14 protein-coding genes are annotated in these 22401 nt (G+C 72.1%); 2 read left to right on the top strand and 12 right to left on the bottom strand.

The genetic code is table 11. The features are described 5' to 3' along the window. The first annotated feature begins 197 nt into the window (after positions 1-197). The gene (trpS, locus tag ACFC79_RS06350; protein ID WP_376235964.1) at positions 198-1301 is read left to right on the top strand and encodes a tryptophan--tRNA ligase; all 1104 of its coding nucleotides are present in this window, start codon (positions 198-200) and stop codon (positions 1299-1301) included. Positions 1302-1489: 188 nt separating this feature from the next. Here the strand turns inward: trpS and ACFC79_RS06345 are convergent, their stop codons facing one another. The 7 genes from ACFC79_RS06345 to ACFC79_RS06315 all read right to left on the bottom strand — a co-directional run bounded on the left by ACFC79_RS06345 (position 1490) and on the right by ACFC79_RS06315 (position 15689). Further along, complete coding sequence (locus tag ACFC79_RS06345) at positions 1490-2095, bottom strand: exonuclease domain-containing protein (RefSeq protein WP_376235962.1); 606 nt, start codon at positions 2093-2095, stop codon at positions 1490-1492. Positions 2096-2164: 69 nt separating this feature from the next. Next, entirely contained in the window at positions 2165-3361 is a 1197-nt protein-coding gene (locus tag ACFC79_RS06340; protein ID WP_376235960.1) for a serine hydrolase domain-containing protein, read from the bottom strand. 421 nt (positions 3362-3782) lie between these two features. After that, the gene (locus ACFC79_RS06335) at positions 3783-4997 is read right to left on the bottom strand and encodes an IS110 family transposase (protein ID WP_376235958.1); all 1215 of its coding nucleotides are present in this window, start codon (positions 4995-4997) and stop codon (positions 3783-3785) included. 370 nt (positions 4998-5367) lie between these two features. Further along, positions 5368-7389: an NAD-binding protein gene (locus ACFC79_RS06330; RefSeq protein WP_376235955.1), complete on the bottom strand. Its 2022-nt coding sequence runs from the start codon at positions 7387-7389 to the stop codon at positions 5368-5370. Positions 7390-7427: 38 nt separating this feature from the next. Further along, complete coding sequence (locus ACFC79_RS06325) at positions 7428-12401, bottom strand: DNA repair ATPase (RefSeq protein ID WP_376235952.1); 4974 nt, start codon at positions 12399-12401, stop codon at positions 7428-7430. A gap of 191 nt (positions 12402-12592) precedes the next feature. Further along, positions 12593-14776, bottom strand: coding sequence for a flotillin family protein (locus ACFC79_RS06320; protein WP_376235950.1), 2184 nt, complete (start codon positions 14774-14776; stop codon positions 12593-12595). A 229-nt stretch (positions 14777-15005) separates the two neighbouring features. Further along, positions 15006-15689: a hypothetical protein gene (locus ACFC79_RS06315; protein ID WP_376235947.1), complete on the bottom strand. Its 684-nt coding sequence runs from the start codon at positions 15687-15689 to the stop codon at positions 15006-15008. 295 nt (positions 15690-15984) lie between these two features. Here ACFC79_RS06315 and ACFC79_RS06310 point away from each other — a divergent pair, with 295 nt between their 5' ends. Next, complete coding sequence (locus ACFC79_RS06310) at positions 15985-17055, top strand: PucR family transcriptional regulator (protein ID WP_376235945.1); 1071 nt, start codon at positions 15985-15987, stop codon at positions 17053-17055. 220 nt (positions 17056-17275) lie between these two features. Here ACFC79_RS06310 and ACFC79_RS06305 read toward each other — a convergent pair whose 3' ends face one another. From ACFC79_RS06305 to ACFC79_RS06285, 5 genes are all read right to left on the bottom strand, one after another. Beyond that, the gene (locus ACFC79_RS06305; protein ID WP_376235942.1) at positions 17276-17731 is read right to left on the bottom strand and encodes a tellurite resistance TerB family protein; all 456 of its coding nucleotides are present in this window, start codon (positions 17729-17731) and stop codon (positions 17276-17278) included. A gap of 354 nt (positions 17732-18085) precedes the next feature. Continuing rightward, complete coding sequence (locus ACFC79_RS06300; protein ID WP_376235939.1) at positions 18086-19351, bottom strand: cation:proton antiporter; 1266 nt, start codon at positions 19349-19351, stop codon at positions 18086-18088. A gap of 2 nt (positions 19352-19353) precedes the next feature. Then, positions 19354-19824, bottom strand: coding sequence for a cation:proton antiporter regulatory subunit (locus tag ACFC79_RS06295; protein ID WP_376235937.1), 471 nt, complete (start codon positions 19822-19824; stop codon positions 19354-19356). 785 nt (positions 19825-20609) lie between these two features. After that, positions 20610-20927 (bottom strand): 4a-hydroxytetrahydrobiopterin dehydratase, encoded by a 318-nt coding sequence (locus ACFC79_RS06290; RefSeq protein WP_376235935.1) that lies wholly within the window; start codon positions 20925-20927, stop codon positions 20610-20612. Position 20928: 1 nt separating this feature from the next. Beyond that, a complete protein-coding gene (locus ACFC79_RS06285; RefSeq protein ID WP_376235933.1) occupies positions 20929-22170 on the bottom strand; it encodes a Twin-arginine translocation pathway signal in 1242 nt (413 codons plus the stop codon). Between the last annotated feature and the right edge of the window lie 231 nt (positions 22171-22401).

Genomic DNA, 22401 nt, shown 5'->3' with positions numbered 1-22401 from the left:
CGCTACTATCGCGCCCATGACCTCCGTACCGTGCCGTAACTGGTGGCGCTCCTCCTAGGAGCGGCCACCCCATCTGCACGGAACCAGGGCCGTTCGAAACGGACGGCCCTCTTTCTCTGCCCTCGTACGGGTGCGGATGCCGCCGAAGGCGGCGGGCCGTCCTCCACGCAAGCCGTACCCGCAAGGAGAGAAGCCCCATGAGCACCGTGAACACAGCCGCAGCCGCAGCCGCAGCCCCGGCCACCGGCCCCGCCCCCGTCATCGACGTCGATCCCGCCCGGCACCGCTCCGCCGAGCTGGAGCGGCAGATCCTCCGGGCGCCGGAGCGGTTCCGGGTGATGACCGGGGACCGGCCCACCGGGCCGTTGCACCTCGGGCACTACTTCGGCACCCTCCACAACCGGGTCCGGCTCCAGGACCTCGGTGTGGACGTCTTCGTGATCATCGCCGACTACCAGGTGCTCACCGACCGGGACGTGGCCGACCGGCTCACCGAGCACATGGAGGCCATGGTCCTGGACTACCTGGCCGTCGGGATCGACCCCGAGCGCTCGACGATCTTCCACCACAGCGCCGTGCCCGCGCTCAACCAGCTGATGCTGCCCTTCCTCAGTCTGGTCTCCGTCGCCGAACTGAACCGGAACCCCACGGTCAAGGACGAGATCGCGCACTCCCGGCAGTCCTCCGTCAGTGGGCTGATGTTCACCTATCCCGTGCACCAGGCCGCCGACATCCTGTTCTGCAAGGGCAATCTGGTGCCGGTCGGACGCGACCAGCTGCCGCACCTCGAAGTGACCCGGACCGTAGCGCGCCGGTTCAACGAGCGGTACGGGGAGGTGTTCCCGGAGCCGGACGCGCTGCTCTCCGCCGCGCCGCTGCTGCTCGGCACCGACGGCACCAAGATGAGCAAGAGCCGTGGCAACTCCATTCCGCTGGCCGCCACCGCCGACGAGACGGCGCGGCTGATCAGGAGCGCGACGACGGACGCCGACCGGTGCATCACCTACGACCCGGAGGCCCGGCCCGGGGTGTCCTCGCTCGTCCTGCTGGCCGCGCTCTGCCTGGACCGCGACCCGCACGCGGTGGCCGAGGAGATCGGCGACGGGGGCGCCGCCGCCCTCAAGCGGACGGTGACCGAGGCCGTCAACGACCGGATGGCGCCGGTCCGGGCACGGCGGGCGGAGCTCGCGCGGGACATGAGGTACGTGAGGGCGGTGCTCCGGGCCGGGAACGTGCGCGCGAACGAGGCCGCCGAGGCCACGCTGGAGGAGGTGCGCAAGGCGATGCACGGCGTGGTGTGACGGCGGCGGGCGGGCCCGCGTCGCGCGGGCCGGAGCGCGTGGGCCGGACCGCGTGGGTCGGAGCGTGTGGGGCGATCCCGTGCCCGGATCGCGCGGGCCGGTCCCGTGGCCCGTCGGGGCCTGTGATCCGTCGGCGGCATGCCGCCGACGGCGCTCTCGTCCGCGGCACACTGTCCGCGGCGCCCTCGTCAGCCTTCGGTCGGCCAGGCGCCCCGGGCCGCCGTGTCCAGGATCAGGGCGGCGATGTTCCAGGCGTCGTCGGCGCCGCTGTGGTGGCGGCCCTCCAGGGGGAGGCCCGCCACCCGGAGCGCCTGGGCCATGCCGGGACGCTTGCGCAGACCGTGGGCGGCGGTGAAGGGGATCTTGGCGTTGGTGTGGCGGTGGCCGAACGGGTAGCGGGTGCCGGTGGCCCGGCACTGGCGGGTGAACTGGTTGCGGTCGTAGTCGCCCCAGCTCGCCCAAGGGCGTATCCCCGCGTCGTGCTCGGCCGCCAGTATGCGGCAGGCATCCGCGAAGGAGACGCCCGTACTCACCTCGGCCTGGGTCAGGCCGGTGAGTTCGGTGCAGAACGCGCTGACCGAGGACCGGGCCGGGCGGACCAGGATGCGGTGCCGGGCGATCCTTCCCGGAGCTCCCGACTTCGTTCGAGCAGGGGAGCCCCCCTCGGCCGCCCGCAGGTCGACGACGGTCAGCCCGATTTCGATGATCTCGCTGACCGCCCCGGCCGGGGGCTGCCCGTCCCAGCAGGTCGCCTCGATGTCGATGACGTTGAGAAGCTCCTGATCCGCGCGCATGCGGGGAACGTATGCGGCGGAACCCGTGCGGGCAATCCGATTACGGCCCCGCCGGCGGGCGGGAGGCCCTCACGCGCCCTGCCGCCCGCGGGAGGTTGGCGCCGGGATCGTGCCGCAGAACTCGGCCTCGATCACGTCGGTGTACAGCGAGCTGTCGCGCAGCCAGTCGCCGTTGATGTCGAACGTCAGCTGGTGCCTGCCGTCCGCCGTGCCGACCATCGCCGACAGCGAGCCGTTGGTGCGGCCGCTCTTGCCCACCACCCGCACCCCGCAGGACAGCTCGGCGAACTCGACGCCGAGCCCGTATCCGAGGACCTCTCCGTCCGGCACCTCTTCGAGCATCTCCTTCATCTGGGCCCGTGGCAGCAACTCGCCGCGCATCAGGGCGCGTTGGAAGCGGTTGAGGTCGCCGGTGGTGGAGATGAGGTCGCCCGCCGCGCCCAGCCAGGTCATGTTCTGTTCGGTGGCGTCGATCACCTCGGTGTCGGGGGCATTCCGGTGGAGCCGGGAGTACCCGACGGGGTGCGGGTCCGGCAGTTGTGGCGCAGTGCCGGGGAACGACGTCCCGCGCAGCTTCAGCGGGTCGATGATCCGCCGGGTGATCTCCTGCGCGTACCCGTGGCCGGTCGCCTTCTCGATGACCATTCCGGCGATCACGAAGTTGGTGTTCGAGTACAGCGGCGACTTCTCCGGGTCGGGGCGCGGCGGCTGCTTCAGCGCGACCGCCACGAGCTCCTCGGGCGTGTAGGTGTCGTACCGGTGCTCCGGGAAGCCGGGGCCGGCCGAGTTGTGGGCGATGGCGGGGTCGTCGGTGTGATTGGCGATGCCGCTCGTGTGGTTGAGCAGTCGGCGCAGTGTGATCGTGCTGCCGTCGTAGCCGTTGCCCCGGACCAGGCCCGGCAGCCATGTCTCGACGGTGTCGTCCAGGCTCAGCCGCCTCTCCGCCTCCAGTTGGAGCAGGACGGTCGCGATGAACGTCTTGGTGATGCTCGCCCCGCGGAAGTGCTCGGCGGGCGAGCGCTCGCGCCCCGTGGCGGTGTCGGCGTACCCCGCAGTGCCGGACCAACTCCCCTTGCCGTCACGGGCCGTGGCGACGACTCCGGGCAACTCCCCCTTCTCGACCAGCGCCCGCAGTGCGGTACGGGTCGCCTCGTGACCCCGGTCCGTCCGCTCCGCCGCGTGCGCCGAGGGCGCGGCGGTGGCCGTTCCCAGCAGTGCGACCGCCACCATCGCCAGTGAGGTGGTGCGCGCAGCCCGCTGCTTCATGGCTTGCCTCCAGATCGTCTCCGCGGGGGCAGGACGTGCCCCCGCGGTGTGTGACGACGGCCTCGGGCCGCACGGTTGATCACTGGGGCAAGGACGGGACCGTGGTACTGCGTGAACGGGACCGGGGTGCTACGGCGCCCCGCCGGGTCCGTCCGGGGCATGATGCCGGTCCCGGGGGGCGGGCATCATGCCCCGGGACCGGTGGCGAGCCTGCGGCGATCGGGGGGGTGCCCCTATCTGTTTCGTCAACCCTGGTGGGGCTGGTTCGTAGGGGTTCGCGCTGGTTTTCGGGAACGTCACGCGAAGCGTGACGTTCCCGGCGGGTCGGGTGCTGTGTGGGCAGGCCGGTGGCCGGCTTGGCGGGGGGTGGCGTGCCGGTGCGCGGGCGTGACGGGGTGGAGAGGGTAGGCGGGTGGAGTGTTCAGGCAGCGATGTCGAGGGTGCGGGGCTCGTAGAGGGTGCCGGTGCGGATCATCGCGTGGATGACGTTCACGCGTTGCCGCGCCAGACGGAGGATCGCCTGGGTGTGGGTCTTGCCGCGTGCGCGCTGGCGGTCGTAGTAGATCCGTGAGGACGGGTCGGTTTTGCAGCCGATCGCGGCGAACGCGGCCTGGAACAGTGCGCGTTTGAGGAGCCGGTCGCCGCGGTGGGGTGCGTGCTCGCCGCGGATCGAGGTGCCCGAGGACTTCGTGGCCGGGGCGAGTCCGGCGTAGGAGGCGAGGTGCCCGGCGGTGGGGAAGCTGGTGCCGTCACCGATCCCGACGATCACGGCGGCCGTGGTCCTGACGCCCAGGCCGGGCAGGGACGTCAGGAGGTGGAAAAGAGGGAGGGCCTCCAGCAGGGCGGCGATCTCCTGCTCGGTGGCCTGTCGCTGGGTGTGGGCGGCGGCGAGCTGGGCAGCCAGGCCGGGCACGATCAGAGCGGATGCCTCGGTGCCGGGAACGACGAGGGTCTGCTCGGCGAGCGCGTCGTAGATCTCGGTGGTGAGGTGGTGGGCCTTGCGGGAACCGTGTGTCTTGAGCAGGGTCTCGCAGCGGGCCCGGCCGAGTCTCTTCAGCCTGGCCGGTGAGCCGTGCCGGGACAGCAGGGCCTGAATGTAGGGGTAGGCCAGGCGCGGGCCGAGCACGCGCTCGAGGGAGGGGTGGATCTGGGAGAGCAGGCCGCGCAGCCGGTTGGTGGTGCGGTTGACCTCGCCGGCCAGGTCGTTGTCGTAGCCGGTGAGCATGGTCAGTTCGGCCAGCGTCTCGTCGTCACGGTCCACCGCGCGCAGGGTGTGTGGCATGGACCGGGCGGTCTCGGCGATCACGAAAGCGTCGCGGGCATCGGTCTTGGCCTCACCCGGGTGCAGGTCGGCGGCCCGTCGCATCGACAGGCCGGGCAGGTAGGCGACCCGGCAGCCCGCCGCGCGGGCCACCGTCAACGGCAGCGCGCCGATGTTGGCGACCTGGTCCACGACCACAAGAACGGTGCCGAACTTCGCCACCAGCTTGCTGAACAGCTCCAGCAGTTTCGGTTCGGTGTTGGGCAGCCGCTTGTCGTGCACGGTTCTGCCGTCCCCGGTCCGGCCATGGGCGTGATGGAACTCCTTGCCCAGGTCCAGGCCGAGGAAGAGATCTATCGCGGTCGTGTCGACCATGTGCGCGTGCCCCTCGCCTCTCGTCTCCTCAACTCCCGGCCGTCCCTGCGGCACCACACGCCGGCAACCACGTTACGCAGACATCCCCACCCTCAGCGGTCCGGCGTTGCACCGGACCAGGCGGTCGTCAGGCCCCTCATCAGCGGTCAAGCGGTGCCCCGAAGCCCGGCGGCAACACCCCCCAGGTCATGCGTACGACAGGGGGCAGACAGCCATACCGGGCCCGGGGGCCAGGCGCCCCGTTGCGGGGCCACGAGAAAGGTAACGGGCGAGCCTGCGGCGAACGGCCCTTGCGACGACGGGCCGGACCCGGACCCGCACGGACCGGAGGCCCTCAAGCGCTGTGCCGTTCTCACCCGCTGCGCCGTCCCTACCCGCTGCGCCGCCCCCGCAGGAGTTCGGCGAGGCCGCGTCGGGTCGCGGCGATCACCACGCGGTCCTGCGGGCGCAGCACGTACCCCGGATGCAGGTCCCAGACCAGCCCGGACGGGCGGTCCGGGGCGCCGGGGGCGGCCGTCGTCAGGTCCGGGCTGCGGTCCTCGGGCGGGGTGGCGTCCAGGGCCAGCACCCGCCAGGCGCCCGGCTGGAACGCCTGCTCCACCGTGCGCCCCTCCAGGTGCCGGTGTCCCGCCACCTCGACCGCCGCGAACAGCATCACCTTCCGCTCCACCGGAATGGCACCCAGGATCTGGCGCCCCATCATGGCGACGGCGAACGACGGGGCCGCCAGGTGGGAGACCGACCGGGAACGGGTGACGGCCTGCGGATGCGCGGTGCGCAGGGTGCGGTAGACGGCGGTCGCGAACTCGTCGTCGAACAGCCGCAGTGCCACCCGCAGGTCCTGCTTGACCGAACGGGCGTAGAGCGCGGCCTCCAGGTTGGTGGTGTCGATGCTGGTCAGGGCGAGCAGGGCGCGGGCGCGATGGATCTTCGCCGCCTCCAGCACCCCCTCCTGGGTGACGTCACCGATGACCACCGGGACGTGCAGCCGCCGGGCCACCGGGATGCCGCGCGCGTCCGGGTCCTCCTCCACGCACACCACGGGAATGTCCAGCTCGCGCAGGCGGACCAGGACCCGGGTGCCGATCTTGCCGAGACCGAGCAGCACCACATGGCCCGACAGCCCCCGGGGCGGGCGGCGCAGCGACGACACCGTGCGCAGCGAGCCGAATGCCTCCAGGACGGCCGCCACGAGGAGCGGGAGCAGCATCAACCCGGCGACGCCGGAAAGGAGTTGGATGATCTGGCGCGGCCTCTCGTCCTCGACGGCGGGGTCGCCCATCGCGAACAGGTCCAGCAGCGTCAGGTACGCGGCGTGCAGCGGGCGGTCGCCGGTGGTGAGCGTCGAGGCGACGGCAAGGGCGACGACGGCGAGGCCGACGCCCAGTGCGGACCAGCGCAGCCGCCGCGAGAAGATCTGGCTGAGCGGTGCGCCCCTGCCTCCCATCCGGGTCGGTGGTGCGGTCGGGTCGGCCCGGCTGACCGCCTCCAGGACGATCGTGCCCCGGCCGGTGGCCGAGGCGATGTCCCGTGCGTCCGGCAGGAGTTGGGGACCGTCGGCGCTGCTGTCGGAGCCCTCGGCGCCCGCCGGGTCGTGCGTGGTGGAGGACAGCAGGGCGAGGGTGCACAGGCCGGGGTCGGCGAGCCTGCCGTCCTGGGGCGGGGTGCGTTCGGCGGCGCGCAGCAGCAGGCCCTCGGCCTGGATCACCTTGCTGGAGCCGGTGAGCGCGGTCGCGGCGAGGGCGGGTGCGGCGGTGTCGGCGTCGGACAGCACGGTGGTGGAGGCGTCCAGCGCGGCCCGGTCGAGGCCGGGGGCGGCGACGGCCGCGGCCTGGTCGAGCAGCGCTTCCAGGTGCTGGCCCAGCTTGCGGTTGTAGAGCCGGATGACCAGCCGGAGGCGGGGATTGAGGCGGCGGGCGGTCAGTGCGGCGCGGATGTTGCGCTCGTCGTCGTCGTAGACCAGGGCAAGTGCGGTGGCCGATTCGACGCCCGCCTCCTCGAACGCCTCGTCGGAGGGTTCGGGGGCCTCCAGGATGCGTACCGCCTCCACTCCGGCGTTGGTGTCGGAGCTGTCGATGGTGAGCACGCCGGAGGCGGTGTCGGACTGGCCGTCGCCCGGGGCGCCCCCGCCGCCGAGGCCGCCCAGGTTGCGGTTCATCGCCGCCGACATCCGGCCGAAGAGGGTCGCGGCCCGTCCGCGCCCGGTCAGCGGCAGTTCGGAGCGGCGCGCGTCGGGCCCCGGCGGGAGCAGCAGGGTGACCCGCTCGCCGTACACGTAGCGCAGCTCCACCGCCAGTCGGCGGGCGAGTGCGTCGTCGCCGCAGACGACCATGTGGCCGCGGGACGAGGACCGTTGGGGTTGTGGGGGGAGTGTCGACACGTGTCCCAGCATGCCTTGCCCTCCCCGTGTGTTCGAGTGTTCCGGACCCTTCAGTGATCGTCGTCGACCGCGGGGCGGGGGGCCGCGTGCCGGGGTTGCGGGGTGGTGAGGACGTGGCGCGGATCGGCGACCCGGACGATCGCCGATTCGACCGCCGCGATCCGGTCCGCGAGCAGCCCCAGCGCGGCGACGGCACGCGCCATGGGGTCGCCGTCCGGCCCGCCGAGCGCCTGCGTGCGGACGTAGGAGGCGGTGATCTCGGCCCAGCGGGCGGCCTGTTCGGCGGTGAGCCGGCCGCGCAGCGCGGCCAGCTTCAGCAGATTGGACTCGGCGCCCGTGGTCAGGGTCTGCGCCTCGCCGGTGTAGTGGTCGTCGATGACGGCCGCGAGCTCCGCGTCGTTCATCACCGGCACGATCCGTTCGGCGATCTTGTTCATGTTGCGGTACGAGCCCTGGAGCCGGAACGGCGGTTCGGTGCGGGTCTCGTCGGTCTGCGCGGCCGAGGCGATGTACGCGGCGTTCACGGCCAGCACCGTGTCCCGGGCGGTCAGCAGATGGCGCAGCACCGCCGTGATCCGTTCCACCTCGGCGGGCGCGTACGGGTGGTCGAGCCGGTCCGGGCGGGCGTCGGGGTCGGTGCCGGAGGCGAGCCGCACGAACAGGGCGAGGTCCTCGCGGGAGCGCCCGGCGAGCGGTGCCAGCACCGGGTTCGCGGTGAGCGCGTTCTCGACGAAGCTCAGGGCGAAGACGTCCTCGCGGCCGGTCAGTACGTCGCCGAGGTTCCACACGTCGGCCCGGTTGGCGAGCATGTCGGGGATGCGGAACCTGGCCCCGGACTCGGTGTAGGGGTTGCCCGCCATGCACACCGCGAACCGCTTGCCGCGCAGGTCGTAGGTGCGCGGCTCGCCGTCCCGGACGCCCTCGATCCGGCGGGTGGCGTCGCACAGCGGAATGAACTTCTGGAGCAGTTCGGGCGAGGTGTGCTGGATGTCGTCCAGGTAGAGCAGGGTGTTGTTGCCCGCCTCCAGCGCGAAGTTGATCTTCTCGATCTCCTGGCGGGCGGTCGCGCTGCGCGCCTGGGCCGGGTCGAGCGACGTCACGTCGTGGCCCAGGTTCGGGCCGCTGATCTTCACGAGGACCAGGCCGAGCCGGTCGGCGACGTACTCCATCAGCGTCGTCTTGCCGTAGCCGGGCGGCGACACCAGGAGCAGCAGGCCCTGCGAGTCGGTGCGCCGGTCGGCGTCGGCGGTGCCGAGCTGCTTGGCGAGGCTGTCGCCGATCAGCGGCAGGTACACCTCGTCCAGCAGCCGGTTGCGGACGAAGGCCGACATGACGCGCGGCCGGTGGTCGTCCAGGCGCAGCCGGGAGCGCTCGGCGGCGACGAGCTCGGTGCGCAGGCGCTGGTAGGCGCGGAAGCCGGGCACGGCGGTGGCGCGGAACTCCGCGGTACGGGCGAGGAGTTCGTCGAGCCGGATGGTCATCCTGCCCCGGTCGATCCGGGGGTGGGTGCCGAGCAGGCCGTCCACGGTCGTGGTGAGCGGCTCCTCGCAGTCGTACCGGTCGAGCAGCGGGGCCGGGCACAGCTCCACGGCGACGGCCTCCGCCAGGTCGCCCGGCTCGATGTCGTGGCCGCTCGCCGACGCGTAAGAGGTGAGCCAGCCCTCGACCAGCTGGCGGCGGGCCGGCAGGTCGTCGTGGAGGGCGGCCAGGTCCTCGTCGTACGCCGAGGAGCCGATGGCGCGGCGGAACTTCTCCAGGAAGGTGCGGGCACCGGCGCTGGTGACGAAGCCGTCCGGGCCGCCGGTCAGTTCCTCGAAGAGGTACCCGGCCACGTCGAGCGGGGCGGCGGCCCCGAAGTCCCCGTCGGCGATGACGGCCGCCCACTCCTCCTGGAGGGCGGCGACGGCCGGGGCCAGGCCGAAGGTTTCCCGGGCGCGGGCCAGCGACACGGCCCGCCGGGTCCAGGAGGTGCGTCGGGCCTCGTCGGTGCCGTGTGTCCAGAACAGCTGGGCGGCGGCCCGGACGGCGGGCGGGAAGCGCAGCAGCCCGGCCCCCGCGCGCAGGCCGAGGAGCGCGGCGAGGATCGCGGCGGCGTCCTCGTCGTGCACCCCGCGCTGATGCCCCTCGTCGTAGGCGGCGGCGGCCGACTCCCTTACCAGGGAGGTGAGTTCGGCGGGTGCCAGGGCGGCGAGGGCGTCCGCGCCGTGCTCGTCGAGCAGCCGGGCGGCCAGGTGCTCCGCGCGGTAGACGTGCGCCGACTCGGAGGGCAGCGTCCGGTCCCAGTACGGGCGGGTCGCCGCGAACTCCGGGTCGGTGACCGGGGCCCGGTAGTCGGTGCCGGTCAGCGCGAAGGAGAGGTCGTCGCCCTGTGGGACGAGCGTCAGGTCGAAAGGCTGGGTGTTCACCGCGAACCGGTGCCGGCCCAGCCGGATCGTGGCCCCGCCGTCCGCGTACAGCTCCCCGCGGTCGCGCAGCGCCCGCCCGGCCTCCTGGCGGGCGGCCAGCAGCCGGCCGTCGAGCTCCTCGGCGCGCACCGGGTCGCCGAGCTCCCGCAGCTCGTCCGCGGTGCGGCGGACCTTCGCGACCATCGGGTCGGAGGCGAAGTAGGTGTGCACGGCGTCCGGGTCGGGCAGCGCGGCCACCCGCCGGGACACCGTCTCCAGGACCCGGGCCGCCGAGTCCGCGAGGCGTTCCGCGCGCCGGGCGCGGGCGTCCTGGAGGCTCTGCCGGCGGGCCGAGAACGCCTCGTACACCTCGGTGCGGCGCTCGGCCAGCTCGGCGAGGAAGTCGTCGAACTCGGCGAACCGCGACTCCAGGTTCTCCAACTGGAGCAGCAGACGGGAGAGCTGTTCGTCGCAGGCGTCGGGGGTGTCGGCGGCGGCCAGGGCCCCGGTGACGGCCTGCCCGAGCAGCGCGAACTCGGCGGCGAACTCGGCGCGCCCCTCGTGGTCGAGGAGTTCGCGGCGGCGCGCGTCCAGGGTGGCGCGGGCCCGGTTGACCCCGCCGAGGACCTCCGCGATCCGCTCCAGGATCGACGTGCGGACGGTGGCGTCGCCGATGTCCAGCCCGGCGACGACGTCCGTGACGGTGCTCAGGCCGTCCGTCATCCCGGTCAGCCGGTCGCCGAGCGCGGCGGCGTCCGCGACGGTGGCGAGCGCCGCCGCCTCGGCCGTGAGCCGGGCGATGTCGGCGTGGTGGTCGGCGAACGCGTCGTCCCGGCCGAGGAAGGCGACGGCCCGCCGGCCGGCCGCCTCGATGTCCTCGGCGGTGGCCGCGGTCAGTTCGGCGATCTTCTCGGTGTCGGCATACCGCATCTCGGCCAGCGACGCCAAGTGGCCCTGTGCCTTGCGGAGCTCGGTGAGCTGGGCCACCCAGTCGGCGGCCGAGCGCGGTGCCTCGCCGCGAACCCGGCGGACCAGGGCGGTGAGCCGGTCGGCGGTCCCGGTCAGCGCCTCGGCGGCCTGCCGGGTCAGTTCCCGCACGGTTTCGAACTCGCCGACGACCTGCTGCGCGGTGGCCCGCAGTTCCGCCAGCGGCGCGGCGAGATCGCCGAGTTCGGCGTCGCCGAGCCAGTGGTAGCGGTCGGTGGTACGGGCGCAGTCGGCGACCAGCTGCGCGTACACGGCGGAGGTCGGGGTGGTCTCGGTGGCGCTGTGCGCGAGCGCCAGGCAGTCGGAGATGCCACGTACCAGGTCGGCGTTGCCGACCCGGGCGAGCGGTCCCGTCCCGGCGGGCCGGGAGGCGGCGTGCGTGTCGGAGACGAACGGGGTCAGCCAGCGCTGCACCGGGTGGACCCGGGCCGGTTCGTCGCCCGCGGTGCCCGCCCGCAGCAGGACGAGGGTGCCGTCGTCGAGCAGGGCGTGGCCGCGGCCCTGGAGCGGGGTGGCGACCTCCTGCCGGATCAGGTTGTACGGCAGCAGCAGGCTGCGCCCGTCGACGGGGGAACGGAAGACGTACAGGACGTCCTCGCCGTTCGGGGAGCGGACCGCGCCCTCGAAGACCGGGTCGGTGAGCGGTTCGGCGACGTCGAAGGTCTTCGCGGTGCCGGTGGTGAGGTAGTAGCCGCCGGGGAAGATGATTCCCTGGTCCTCCGGGAGCCGGTGGCAGGCGGGCCCGATGCCGTCCAGGCGCTCCACGGTGCCGAGCAGCGTGTTGAAGACCAGGTGCCGCCGGTTCTCCTCGTTGTACGGGCGGACGCGCAGCAGGACCAGCGGGCCGATGACGGCGTACTCGACCTCGGCGTCGGCCAGCGACTGGAGGGGTTCGGCGACCGGCTCCTCGTAGATCCCCTCGGGGGTGTCGGTGTCGTCGACCGTCTTGACGGTGAGGGTGCCGCCCAGGGTGTCGACGAAGAGGATTCCGTCGGCGCCGTCCCGGTCCCCGCCGATCGCGATGTGCGGGTGCCTGCCCGGGACGTGGGACTCGCGGCCCGCGACGGTCCAGGCGAAGTCGTGCGAGGCCGGGAAGACGTGGTCGCGGTCGCCGCGCGCGTCGAGGAACGGACCGGGCGAGCCGTCCGGCCCGAGCGCCCAGCGCAGCACCCGGACGTCGTCGGCGTTCTCGCCGGTGCGGAAGACGGCGAGCAGCTTGCCGTCCACCCGGCGCAGCCGCAGCAGGCGGGCGTTGCGGTAGTAGCGGTGCAGGGAGGTGAACTCGCGGACGAACCCCTCGTCGGCGAGCAGGCCGTCCGCGTCCGGCGCCGCCAACTCGGGCCCGTAGAGGGCGAGTACGTCGGCCACCGGGACCGGGTCCGCCGCCCCGGGGCCCCGTTCGAAACCGAACAGCAGCCGCCCGCCGACGGCCACCAGGTCGCGCGGCACGCACGCCTGCTCGGTGCGGATCTGCTCGGTACCGGCCAGCCGCAGCTCGGTGGAGCCGAACTCCTCGGTGCGGCGCGCGTTGAGCTTCTCGGCGCGGCCCGCGAGTTCGGCGGCCCGGTCGTGGAGCCGACGGCGCAGCACCTCGTACGTCCCCGCGTCCACGGGGCCGCCGGCGGGCGGTGCGGTCGTGGTCTCGGTGTCCATGCGTACGGCTCCCTACGAGGTGTGCGGTGCGGGTGGTGCGGGTGGTGGGGCCCGTCCGGCGCTGGGGACGTGAGCGGTTGCCGGACGGGACCCGGATCGCCCGGGGCCGGGCCCACCGGGCCCGTCGGGCCGGGTCCGGGCCGTCCCGCCGTTCCTCCGTGGGCACGGGGCGGGACGGCCCGGACGGCGGCCTACGCGACCGGCGACCCGTTCTGCGCGGCGGGCACGTCCGGGGTGCCCGCACCGGGCACGACGGCCCCGGGCAGCGTTCCGCCCGTCGCGGCCCCGCCTGCCGCCCCCGCCGTTCCGGCAAGTTCGGACACCGGCAGGTCGGCGAGACCCAGCTTCTGCGCGGCGGCCAGCAGCTGCTGCACCTGCCCGGGGGCGACCCCGGCGCCCGGCGCCCGCATCATCCGCATCAGCAGCGCCGACACGGTCAGGTTCTGCACGTCCCCGGTCGACACCGGGCCCAGCACCTTGGTCAGGTCCTCGGTGAACGACGAGGTGCCGTCCAGCCACGGCCCGGCCAACGCCTTCGCGGTGTCGGAGTTCTGCACGAAGCCGTCCAGGCTCTTGCCCATCGAGATGGACGAGACCAGCCGGTCGAAGAAGACCGACTCCCCGCCGACGATGTCGATGTCGGCGTTCTCCAGACCCGTGGCCAGCACCGTCGCCTGCGCCTCGGCGACCTGCCGCTGCACGTCGAGTCCGGCCAGCCGGATCTCCTTCTCCGCGGCGAGCCGCAGCCGGTACTCCTCGTGCCCGCGCGACGCGTCGTCCAGCGCCGCCATCGCCGCGGCCTTCTCGGTGAGTCCGGCCGCCTCGGCCTTCAGCTTCTCGCCGATCATCGCCGCGTCGGCGGTCGCCTGGGCCTGGGTGCCCTCAGCCTCGGCGAGGGCCTTCAGCCTGGCCCCCTCCGCCTCGGCCCGGAGCCGGGCGGACGTGGCCTCGGCCTCGGCGAGGCCGGTCTTCTCGATGACCTCGGCCGCCGCGTCCTGGACCTCGACCTCCGCGAGACCGGGCGCCGCGGACTCGGCCCGGACGCCCTCGGCCAGCCGCAGCTTCGCCTGGGCGTCCAGGTCCGCCGTCTTCAGCCGGGCCTCGGCGAGCGTCAGCTGCTCGGCGGCCAGGTGGGAGGCCGCGGCCTCGGCGGCCTCGGCGGCCTTGATGTCCTTGACCAGCTTCTCCTGCGCCTCCGCCTCGGCGGCGATGATGACCGACCTGCGGGTGCGCTCCGACTCCTCGACGGCCCGCAGCGTCTTGATGGACTCCTCCTGCTCGGCGACCGTGCGGTCCACCGCGATCCGCTCCCGGATCACGTCGGCGACCTCGCGGCGCTCGGCCTCGACCTCCTTCGTCGCGGCGATCCGGTCCAGCTCGGTCTGCCGCTCCCGTCCGATGACCTCGATCAGCCGGTCCTTCTCGATGCGCTCGTTCTCCACGGCGATGACCCGCTCGCGGTTCTTCTGCGCGACGGCGATCTCCCGGGCCTGGTTCTCGCGCTGGATGCCGAGCTGCTCCTCGGTGCGGATGAACGCCGCCTGGGCGCCGAGCCGTTCCTCCTCCTGCACCTTGGCGGTCGCGGCCTCCTCGCGGGCCCGCAGCGTCTCGACCTCGCGGCGCTGCTTGATCTCGGCCTCCGACTGCCGGCGCTCCAGCTCCAGGATCGTCTCCCGGGCGTCGACGTTCTGCCGGGTGATCTCCTTCTCCTCGGTGCGCTGGTACTCGTTGGTGCGCACGTGCTCGATCGCCGTCAGCTCGGTGATCTTGCGGATGCCCTGCGCGTCGAGGATGTTGGCGCCGTCGAGCTGCGCCATGGGCGTCTGTTCCAGGAAGTCGATCGCCGCGTCGTCGAGGTGGTAGCCGTTCAGGTCGGTGCCGATGACCCGGATGATCCGGTCCCGGAACTCCTCGCGCTTGGTGTACAGGTCGACGAAGTCCAGCTGCTTGCCGACGGTCTTGAGCGCCTCGGCGAACTTCGCGCCGAAGAACTCCTGGAGCGCGGCCTCGTCGCTGGCCCGCCCGGTGCCGATGGACTGGGCGACCTTGATGACGTCCTCGACGGTCTTGTTGACCCGGACGAAGAAGGTGATGTGGATGTCGGCGCGGATGTTGTCCTGGCAGATCAGGCCCTCGCGCCCGGTGCGGCGGATCTCGATGGTCTTCACCGAGATGTCCATGCTCTCGGCCTTGTGCAGCACCGGAAGCACGACGGCCCCGGTGAAGGTGACATCGACCTTCTTGGTCTTGGAGATGATCAGCGCCTTGCCCTGCTCCACCTTGCGGAAGAGTCGCGTGATGACGAGGAGCAGGGCGACGGCGACGAGCAGGACGACGGCGACGAGCACGCCGAAGCCCAGGGTGATGGCATCCATGGCAGTCCTTGACGGCTGGTGAGGAGGGTGGAGATGAGGTGGGGAGGCCCGCCGGGCCGTGGGCGCGCGTCCACCGGGCAGGTCGCGGCACGGCCGGTAGCGGCCGTCGCGCGCGGTGGGCGGTGCCGGCCCGGCCGCGACGGGCGGCCCCGAACGGGCCGGGTTCCGCTCGCGGTCCGGTCGGCGGACGGTGCCCGGCGCGGCTGTGCGGGCCGGCGCGGGGGGCCGGTCAGCCGGAACGGTGCGGGGCGCGGGGCGCAGCGGGCCGGGCGGCCGTGCGCGGGCCCGTGCGTGGCTCCGGCGGTCCCGGATCCAGCGCCTTGTCGTACGGCGAGACCCAGAAGAACTCGCCGTCGTCGTCGTACGCGTACAGCAGCCCCGTGCTGCCCGAGGTGAGCGGTGGTTCGTCCGGCGGGCGCAACAGCCTGACCTGGACCATCGCGGTGGAACCGTCGTCCGACACGACCTCGGCCTGTCCGAAGTCGGAACTCACGGAACCGGTGCGGATCGTGCAGACCCGGCCGAGGAAGTCCTGCCGTGACGGAGGAGGCACCTCCGGGAGCCGCCGTCGCAGCAGGCGCACCAGCGCCCGGGTGACGGTCCAGGCGATCAGCAGCGCCCCGGCGAGCACGGCGCAGGCGAGCACCGCGCGGATTCCGCCGGTGGTACCGCTGCGGTGCAGCAGGACGGTGCCGGTCAGGCTCGTGAACCAGCCGACGACGACCATCGCGGACACCGAGACGGTGACCGGTACTCCGCCGATCCCGGCAAGGCCGGTGTCGAGATCCGTGTCGAACGAGTGGTGGTCGGCCGCGCCGGCCAGTACGAGGAGCCAGAAGAAGACGACGACGGCAAGTGCCGCGCCGAACAGCACGGCCGGAAAGGCGGTCGCCGCACTCAGGAACTCCTGCATCGGTCCACCCCTGTCTGTGTTGCGGCGGGGGTCCGGTGGCCGTCCGTGCGACGGGCCGGGTGACGCCGGCGCCGCGGCACGCGTCGAGCGTGCCGCGACAACCGGGTCATTCCCCCGTGATTCCCCCGTGTTCCCCCGTGGTGCTGAAACGATCGTGCCATCCGGGACTCGCACATCGCACTGCCGGGATCCGGCAAACTTCATACGTCCTCGGTGCCGGGCACCGGCAGCGTCCCACGGGCGCCGGGCGGTCGCCGGACGGACACCGGAAGCATGTCGAGAGTGAGGGGTGCGCATGGCCGCGCCGGAGATACCCGAGGAGTACTTGGGTGACTATGCCCGTATTCTGGCCGAAGTCGCCGCCACCGGGCGGCGGTTGACCCGGGACGAGCTGGAGGGCCGTCGACTGGTGGGGAAGCAGGCCGCCGAGGAGGGCTTCCAGATACGGGCCCTGGTCGGCCTCCACCTCGCGGCCACCCGCACGCACTGGCCCTGCGGCCCGTCGGCCGACGCCGCGACGACCGACTCGGTGCTGGCCGCGGTCGAGCAGGCCGTCGACGCCTTCGCCGACGGGTTCGAGCGGGCCCAGCGGCTCACCGTGCGCCGGGAGGAGGCCGCGCGCCGGGAGTTCATCGACGACCTGCTGTACGGGCGCAGCGACCTGGGGCGGCTCGCCGAGCGGGCCACCCGCTTCGGCCTGCGGCTCTCGCGCGCCCACGCGGTCGCGGTGGCCACCGGCCCGGACGCGTACACGGAGACCGACTCCGTGCCGCGCGTGGTCGAGTCGGCGATGCTCGCCCGGTTCAGCGGCCGGAAGATCCTGATCACGACGAAGGACGGGCGGTTGGTCTGCATCGCGCCGGGCACCCAGCCCGACGTGCTGCGGTACTTCGCCAAGCAGGCGCACGCGGCGACGGACGGCGGCCGGGCCGCGGTGGGACGCCCGCATCCGGGGCCCGGGGGCGTGGTCCATTCCTACGAGGAGGCGCTCGACGCGCTCGATCTCGCGGAACGGATGGATCTGGACGATCCGGTGCTGTACGCGTCCGACCTGCTGGTCTACCCGGTGCTGACCCGGGACCGGCAGGCCATGGCCGATCTGGTGCGCAGTCAGCTGGGCCCGCTCAAGCAGGCGCGCGGCGGTGCGGAGCCGTTGCTCAACACGCTCATCACCTACTTCGACGCGGGCTGCGTGGCCGCCGAGACGGCCCGCCGGCTGTCGTTGAGCGTGCGGGCGCTGACCTACCGGCTGGAGCGGATCCACCAGCTGACCGGCGCCGACCCGTCCGATCCGATGCACCGCTACACGCTCCAGACGGCGGCCATCGGCGCCCGGCTGCTGGACTGGCCGACCAAGGAGCTGTGACCGGGAGTCACGCGGTGCGCCGGTTGGGGAAGACGCCGGGAAGGTACCGCGGAGCGAGACGCGGAAGCGGCCGGGAGTGCGCGTCGGGGGAGGGCGCGCACCCCCGGCCTGCCGGACGCCGACCGGTGGTCAGCCGGTCCACGGGCGTTCCGGCGGTACATGGGCGGACCGGGCGACCGGCCCGCCGGGCGGGGTGGTCCGGGACTTGCTCCCCGGGTCGTTACAGGTCGAACTCGTGCGGCGGCAGGTCGAGCGCGAAGCACGCCTCCCGCACGACTGCCCGCTCCGACGCGTCGAAGTCGCCGTCGGCGCCGCCGATGACGATGCCGATCTGCACGACGGCACGCGCCTCGGCCGGCTTCTTCTTCGCCTTGCCGATCTCCTGGAGGATGGAGACCTTGCCGAAGTCGAAGTCGGCGGTGAGCTTGTTCACGTAGTCGTTGAAACGACGCTGGAGGTCGTCGGCCGGGAAGTTCTGCAGAACGTTGTTGGAGGCGATCAGCGCGGCGACACGCTGGCGCTCGGACGGGTCGACGGAACCGTCGGCGGCTGCGACGAGGGCGCACATGGCCATGCTCGCGTCACGGAACGCCCCGCTCTTCAGGTCGTTCTTCTTCGCTTCCAGCTGCGACTGCATCGACGAAGCGGATTCCTTGATCCGATCCCACAGTGCCATGTCGTCTCCATACGTTGTGTTGCGTTGTGTTGCCGGAACCAACTGAACTCTACAGGCGTGTAGAAGTTAGCAGGGGAGTGTTCCCGAAGTCCCGGAGTGTTCGTCCGCGTTCCCCGTGTTCCCTCGTGTTCCCCCGTGTTCTCCGTGTTCCATGAACAGCACTGAGCACAACGGGCGGATCGCCGGAAAAGTGCCCCGACGTCCCACGACGCGCGAGGGCGGTGCGACGTCCCGTGCCGCACCGCCCTCGTCGTGCCGGGTGATTCCCGGCCGGCCCTCATGGCCGCGCTCCCCACTTGTGATGCACCACATCTGACGCCGCGCGCCGATCCACCACGGATTACGGGACAGCCCCTACTCGGCTGAGGCCGTGATCCCCTCCCGCGCGGTGGGCACGGTGGCGGAGGCCGTCGGGGCGTCGCCGCTCGTGCCCGAGGGGCCCGCGGCGGCCGGAGCGGCGGCACGGGAGCGCCGGCTCAGGATCTTGGCGGCGATCGGCTGGGTCCAGCGGGCGGTGAGCGGTCCGGCGATCACGAGGATGAGGACGTACGCGGTGGCGATGGGTCCGATCCGGGGCTCGGTCGCCACGGCCAGACCGGCGATGACGATGGAGAACTCGCCGCGGGCCACGAGCGTTCCGCCGGCCCGCCAGCGCCCGTTCGACCCGATACCGGCCCGGCGGGCCGCGTACCAGCCCGTGCCGATCTTCGTGAAGATGGTGACGACGGCGAGGATCGCGGCCGGGAGCAGCACCGGCGGGATCGCGGCCGGGTCGGTGGAGAGCCCGAAGAACACGAAGAAGACGGCGGCGAACAGATCGCGCAGCGGTGTCAGCAGCTCGCGGGCGCCCTCGGCGACCTCGCCGGAGAGCGCGATCCCGACCAGGAACGCGCCGACGGCGGCGGACACCTGCAACTCCTGGGCGACACCGGCCACCAGGACCGTCAGCCCGAGCACGACCAGCAGCAGCATCTCGGGGTTGTCGGAGGACACGGCCCGGCTGATCAGCCGTCCGTGCCGCAGGGCCAGATAGAGCACGAAGCCGACGGTGCCGAGTGCGATGAGGAGCGCGATGCTGCCTCCGGCGAGCCCGACTCCGGCGAGCATCGCGGTCAGCAGCGGCAGGTACACGGCCATCGACAGGTCCTCGATGACCAGCACGCCGAGGATGACGGGCGTTTCACGGTTGCCCAGCCGCCCGAGGTCGGTGAGCACCTTGGCGATCACGCCGGACGACGAGATCCAGGTGACCCCGGCGAGCGCGACCGCGCCCACGGGGCCCCAGCCGAGCAGCAGCGCGGCCACCGCTCCCGGGGTGGCGTTGAGGACGAAGTCCACGGCACCGGAGGGGTATTGCGTCTTGAGACTGGTGACCAGCTCCGAGGCGCTGTATTCCAGGCCGAGCAGGAGCAGCAGCAGGATGACGCCGATCTCGGCGCCGACGGCGGTGAATTCCTCGCTCGCGCCGAGGGGCAGCAGCCCGCCTTCCCCGAAGGCGAGCCCTGCCAGCAGATACAGGGGGATCGGTGAGAGTCCTATCCTCCCCGCGAACCGCCCGATGATTCCCAGCCCCAGAATGACGGAGCCGAGCTCCACCAGCAATGCGGTCGTGTCGTGCACTGTCAGCCCTCCACAATGATCTCGGAGAGCGCATCGACGCCCTCCCTCGTTCCGACGACGACGAGCGTGTCCCCGATGGCCAGCCGGAAGTCCGGCCCGGGCGACGGATGCGCACTGTGCGTGCGCAGCACCGCGACGATCGAGGCCCCCGTGCGGGTGCGCGCCCGGGTGTCCCCGAGCAGGCGTCCGGCGTACGGGGAGCGCTTCCCGAGCGGGACATGCTCGGTGACCAGGTCGATGCCCTCGGTGCGTACGGCGTCGATGGGTGCCGCGTCGATGAGGTGCGCGAGGCCGGTGGCCTCCTGCGGTGTCAGCGGTACCGAGAGACGGCACGAATCAGGATCGTCCTGGTCGTAGAAGCCGATGAACCGACGCCCGTCGTGGTGCACGACGACGGAGATGTGCTGACCCGACTCGGTGGTGTAGTCGTACTGCACGCCGACTCCGGGCAGAGTGGTGCGGTGGGTTCCCATGGTGTCCTCCCGAGGTGCGCGACGGCGGAACGCGCCGCACTTGGTGATCTCTTTAACTTGGCATTACTTTATCCGGAGGGTCCCGCCGCCTCCGGGGCGTGGGACTGCCGAGCGCGGAGGACGTGGGATTTTCCGGCTCGACCTGGACCATGGCTTGCTTCCCCCGCACCGGTCGTGTCCATGCCGCCACGCAGCGCCTCGCAGCAGACAGCCCCGCTGAACGCACACACCCCGTCGCCCTTCTCGGGCGGCGGGGTGTTTCGTCGTGCTGGATCAGGCAGAACTGATGAAGAATGCTGTGCTGGCCGGGTGAAGTCCCAGGTCAGCCAGCCTGCTCCCCGCGCACGTGGGGATGGTCCGAGGGCCTCCAGAGAGTCCGGCCGCTCACGCTTCTGCTCCCCGCGGACATGGGCCTTCGCCCCTTGGAATGCGCCGGCGCGAGGAGGGGTGGTTCCGTGCGTTCGGGGTCAGTCCTTCGCCTCACCGAGGGCCGTGGCCTCGTTCTCCGCGGCGACGTCGCGAGCCAGGAGAGGCAGAGGGCTTTGTCGCGTGCGCGGTCGTCGGGGTACCGGCTCAGTGCGTCGATGAGAACGGGAACAACTCGGAGAGGCCGACGGAGTTCCGCCCAGCACCGGTCGGTCATGATGTCGAGCTCGGTCTTGTCGACCCGCGCCGCCCCGACGTGGTTGTCGTGGAGCTCGTCTGTCTGCCGGTGCGCTGGGCGGCCGTTGCGACGACCACGAGAAATCAAGGCGCGCGCGGAGGGACGGTCTCGTACGTTTGGGTCAGTCGAGCGGAGTGGATTGGTGCGCTGCCGCGATGGCATCGATCCGAGCCGCAAGGTCGAAGTCCGCCTCGGTCAGCTTGTAGTCGGCGTCATGCGTCGTGATGGCGATGTGCAGATGGTCGATCCGCAGGTCGATGTCTGCGTGGTGACCGATGCGTCGCTCCCGGTCGGCGATGTGCACGATCATCGCCACCCCTGCGTGATACCGGATATCCACCCGTCGCGTGATCTCGTCGCCGTCACGAGTCCACTCCGGAAGCTCGGCCAGCCGCGCCTCGATCTCCTCGTCCGTCAGCGGCTTCGGTACGCCTGCCACGTCATTCCCTCTCGGTCACGAGATCCAGGATCTCCGCGAAATTCCGGCCGACCGGGGCATTCTGCCACGGCCGCATCGCCCGTTCGAGGGTTACCAACTCCCCCCGCATCCGGGCCGAACGGGTCTCCACCGCGATCGTTGCCACGGTCCGGGCGATCTCCACCGCCTGATCCGGCTCACGTGCAGCAGCCGCAGCTGTTGCCTGCCGGGCCATGTACACCCCGCGGTCGCGGCGGGCTGTCTCCGGGACGATTGCGAGGACCTGTGACCAGAGCGCACCAGCCTCCGTGCCGAGGCCGAGCCGCCCGTAGCAGGTGGCCCTCTGAACTTCGAGGTATCCGGGGGTTCTCCGGCACGCGTTGCCCCATGGCAGATCGTCGTCCACGCGCGGCAGCAGCCGGTCGGCCCGGTCGATGAGCTGGTCGACCATGTGCCGTTCCCCTGTGAGGCTGGCGCCGTGCGCCTGCTGCTGCATGGCCATGATGCGCACTTTCGGAACGAGCTGGTCGGCGTCTTCCAGGACGGCTTCGCACAGGTCGACGACCGCGTGCCCGTCACCGAGATCGGTGCGTACTTGGGCCTGGTTGACGAGTGAGTAGCCGATGAGGTGTGGATCACGTGACCGCATCGCGATCTCCTGGGTGACGCCCCGCCAGAACGCCGCTCCGTCCATGTCCCCAGCGTCCTGGTACAACCAGCCGACGAGCGCCGCGTAGGCCGTACCGACCCGCAGGAGACCGCGGCGGGTCTCGCCCTGCGCCGAGCGGACCAGTTTGTCGATGAGCTGGTACTGCGCGGACACGGTGCCGATCAGGTCGTGCGGGCCGAGGAGCATATCGGCCCGGTAGTGGCCCTCCAACTGCTGCTGGAAGTAGTCGATCAGGGCAGGGTCGACGTGCTGCGGCGCAACCGGTCCCGCAACGAGCGCGGCAGCGGTGACAGAGGCGAATCGGCGGCGCACCTGTTCCTCTTCGTGGTGCTCAGGCCGGATCCATCCCGGCGGAGTCGTGAAGCCGAGGTCCTCCGGCCAGCGACCGAGCGCGTCGTGAATCACGATTGCTGTCTCCTCGGCCGGCCACCCGGGTCGATCGCCCTCCCAGCGCCTCCAGGTGCGGGCTGAGACGGTGAACTGGCGGTCGTCGAGCAGCCGCTGACCGTGCTCTGTGAGAGCTCTGGCTGCTGCCTCGATGGTCCGCCACCCCCCGCATAGCCGTGCGGCCCTCAGCGCTTCGTTGCGGCTCATGGGTTCGGTCTGAGGTGTCATCATTCGCGCTTCCGGCCGTGGCCGCTACGTGGCCACGCGTGGCCACCCGGCGACCTATTCGCTGTTCACCGTGCACACACATCATCGGAGTGTGACAGTGCGGACGTACAGCGAACTGGCCGCACTCCCCTCAATCGACGTAGGCCGGGAGCCAGCGCATGGCGATGACGATCAAGGTGTACGAGGTCGACCGGTTCGGTCGGACGCGCG

Origin of the sequence: Streptomyces sp. NPDC056061 (genome assembly GCF_042266885.1) — a bacterium.
In the GTDB taxonomy this organism is placed as follows: Bacteria; Actinomycetota; Actinomycetes; order Streptomycetales; family Streptomycetaceae; genus Streptomyces.
Note: the sequence above shows the minus strand (reverse complement) of the source record. Positions and strands in the feature narration are given on the sequence as shown.

Bases quoted from the DNA above. Each gene is read 5' to 3' on its own strand.
- ACFC79_RS06335 (WP_376235958.1), bottom strand. From the start codon at position 4,997: ATGGTCGACACGACCGCGATAGATCTCTTCCTCGGCCTGGACCTGGGC.
- ACFC79_RS06340 (WP_376235960.1), bottom strand. From the start codon at position 3,361: ATGAAGCAGCGGGCTGCGCGCACCACCTCACTGGCGATGGTGGCGGTC.
- ACFC79_RS06285 (WP_376235933.1), bottom strand. From the start codon at position 22,170: ATGAGCCGCAACGAAGCGCTGAGGGCCGCACGGCTATGCGGGGGGTGG.
- ACFC79_RS06345 (WP_376235962.1), bottom strand. From the start codon at position 2,095: ATGCGCGCGGATCAGGAGCTTCTCAACGTCATCGACATCGAGGCGACC.
- ACFC79_RS06310 (WP_376235945.1), top strand. From the start codon at position 15,985: ATGGCCGCGCCGGAGATACCCGAGGAGTACTTGGGTGACTATGCCCGT.
- ACFC79_RS06330 (WP_376235955.1), bottom strand. From the start codon at position 7,389: ATGCTGGGACACGTGTCGACACTCCCCCCACAACCCCAACGGTCCTCG.
- ACFC79_RS06295 (WP_376235937.1), bottom strand. From the start codon at position 19,824: ATGGGAACCCACCGCACCACTCTGCCCGGAGTCGGCGTGCAGTACGAC.
- ACFC79_RS06325 (WP_376235952.1), bottom strand. From the start codon at position 12,401: ATGGACACCGAGACCACGACCGCACCGCCCGCCGGCGGCCCCGTGGAC.
- ACFC79_RS06320 (WP_376235950.1), bottom strand. From the start codon at position 14,776: ATGGATGCCATCACCCTGGGCTTCGGCGTGCTCGTCGCCGTCGTCCTG.
- ACFC79_RS06305 (WP_376235942.1), bottom strand. From the start codon at position 17,731: ATGGCACTGTGGGATCGGATCAAGGAATCCGCTTCGTCGATGCAGTCG.
- trpS (WP_376235964.1), top strand. From the start codon at position 198: ATGAGCACCGTGAACACAGCCGCAGCCGCAGCCGCAGCCCCGGCCACC.
- ACFC79_RS06315 (WP_376235947.1), bottom strand. From the start codon at position 15,689: ATGCAGGAGTTCCTGAGTGCGGCGACCGCCTTTCCGGCCGTGCTGTTC.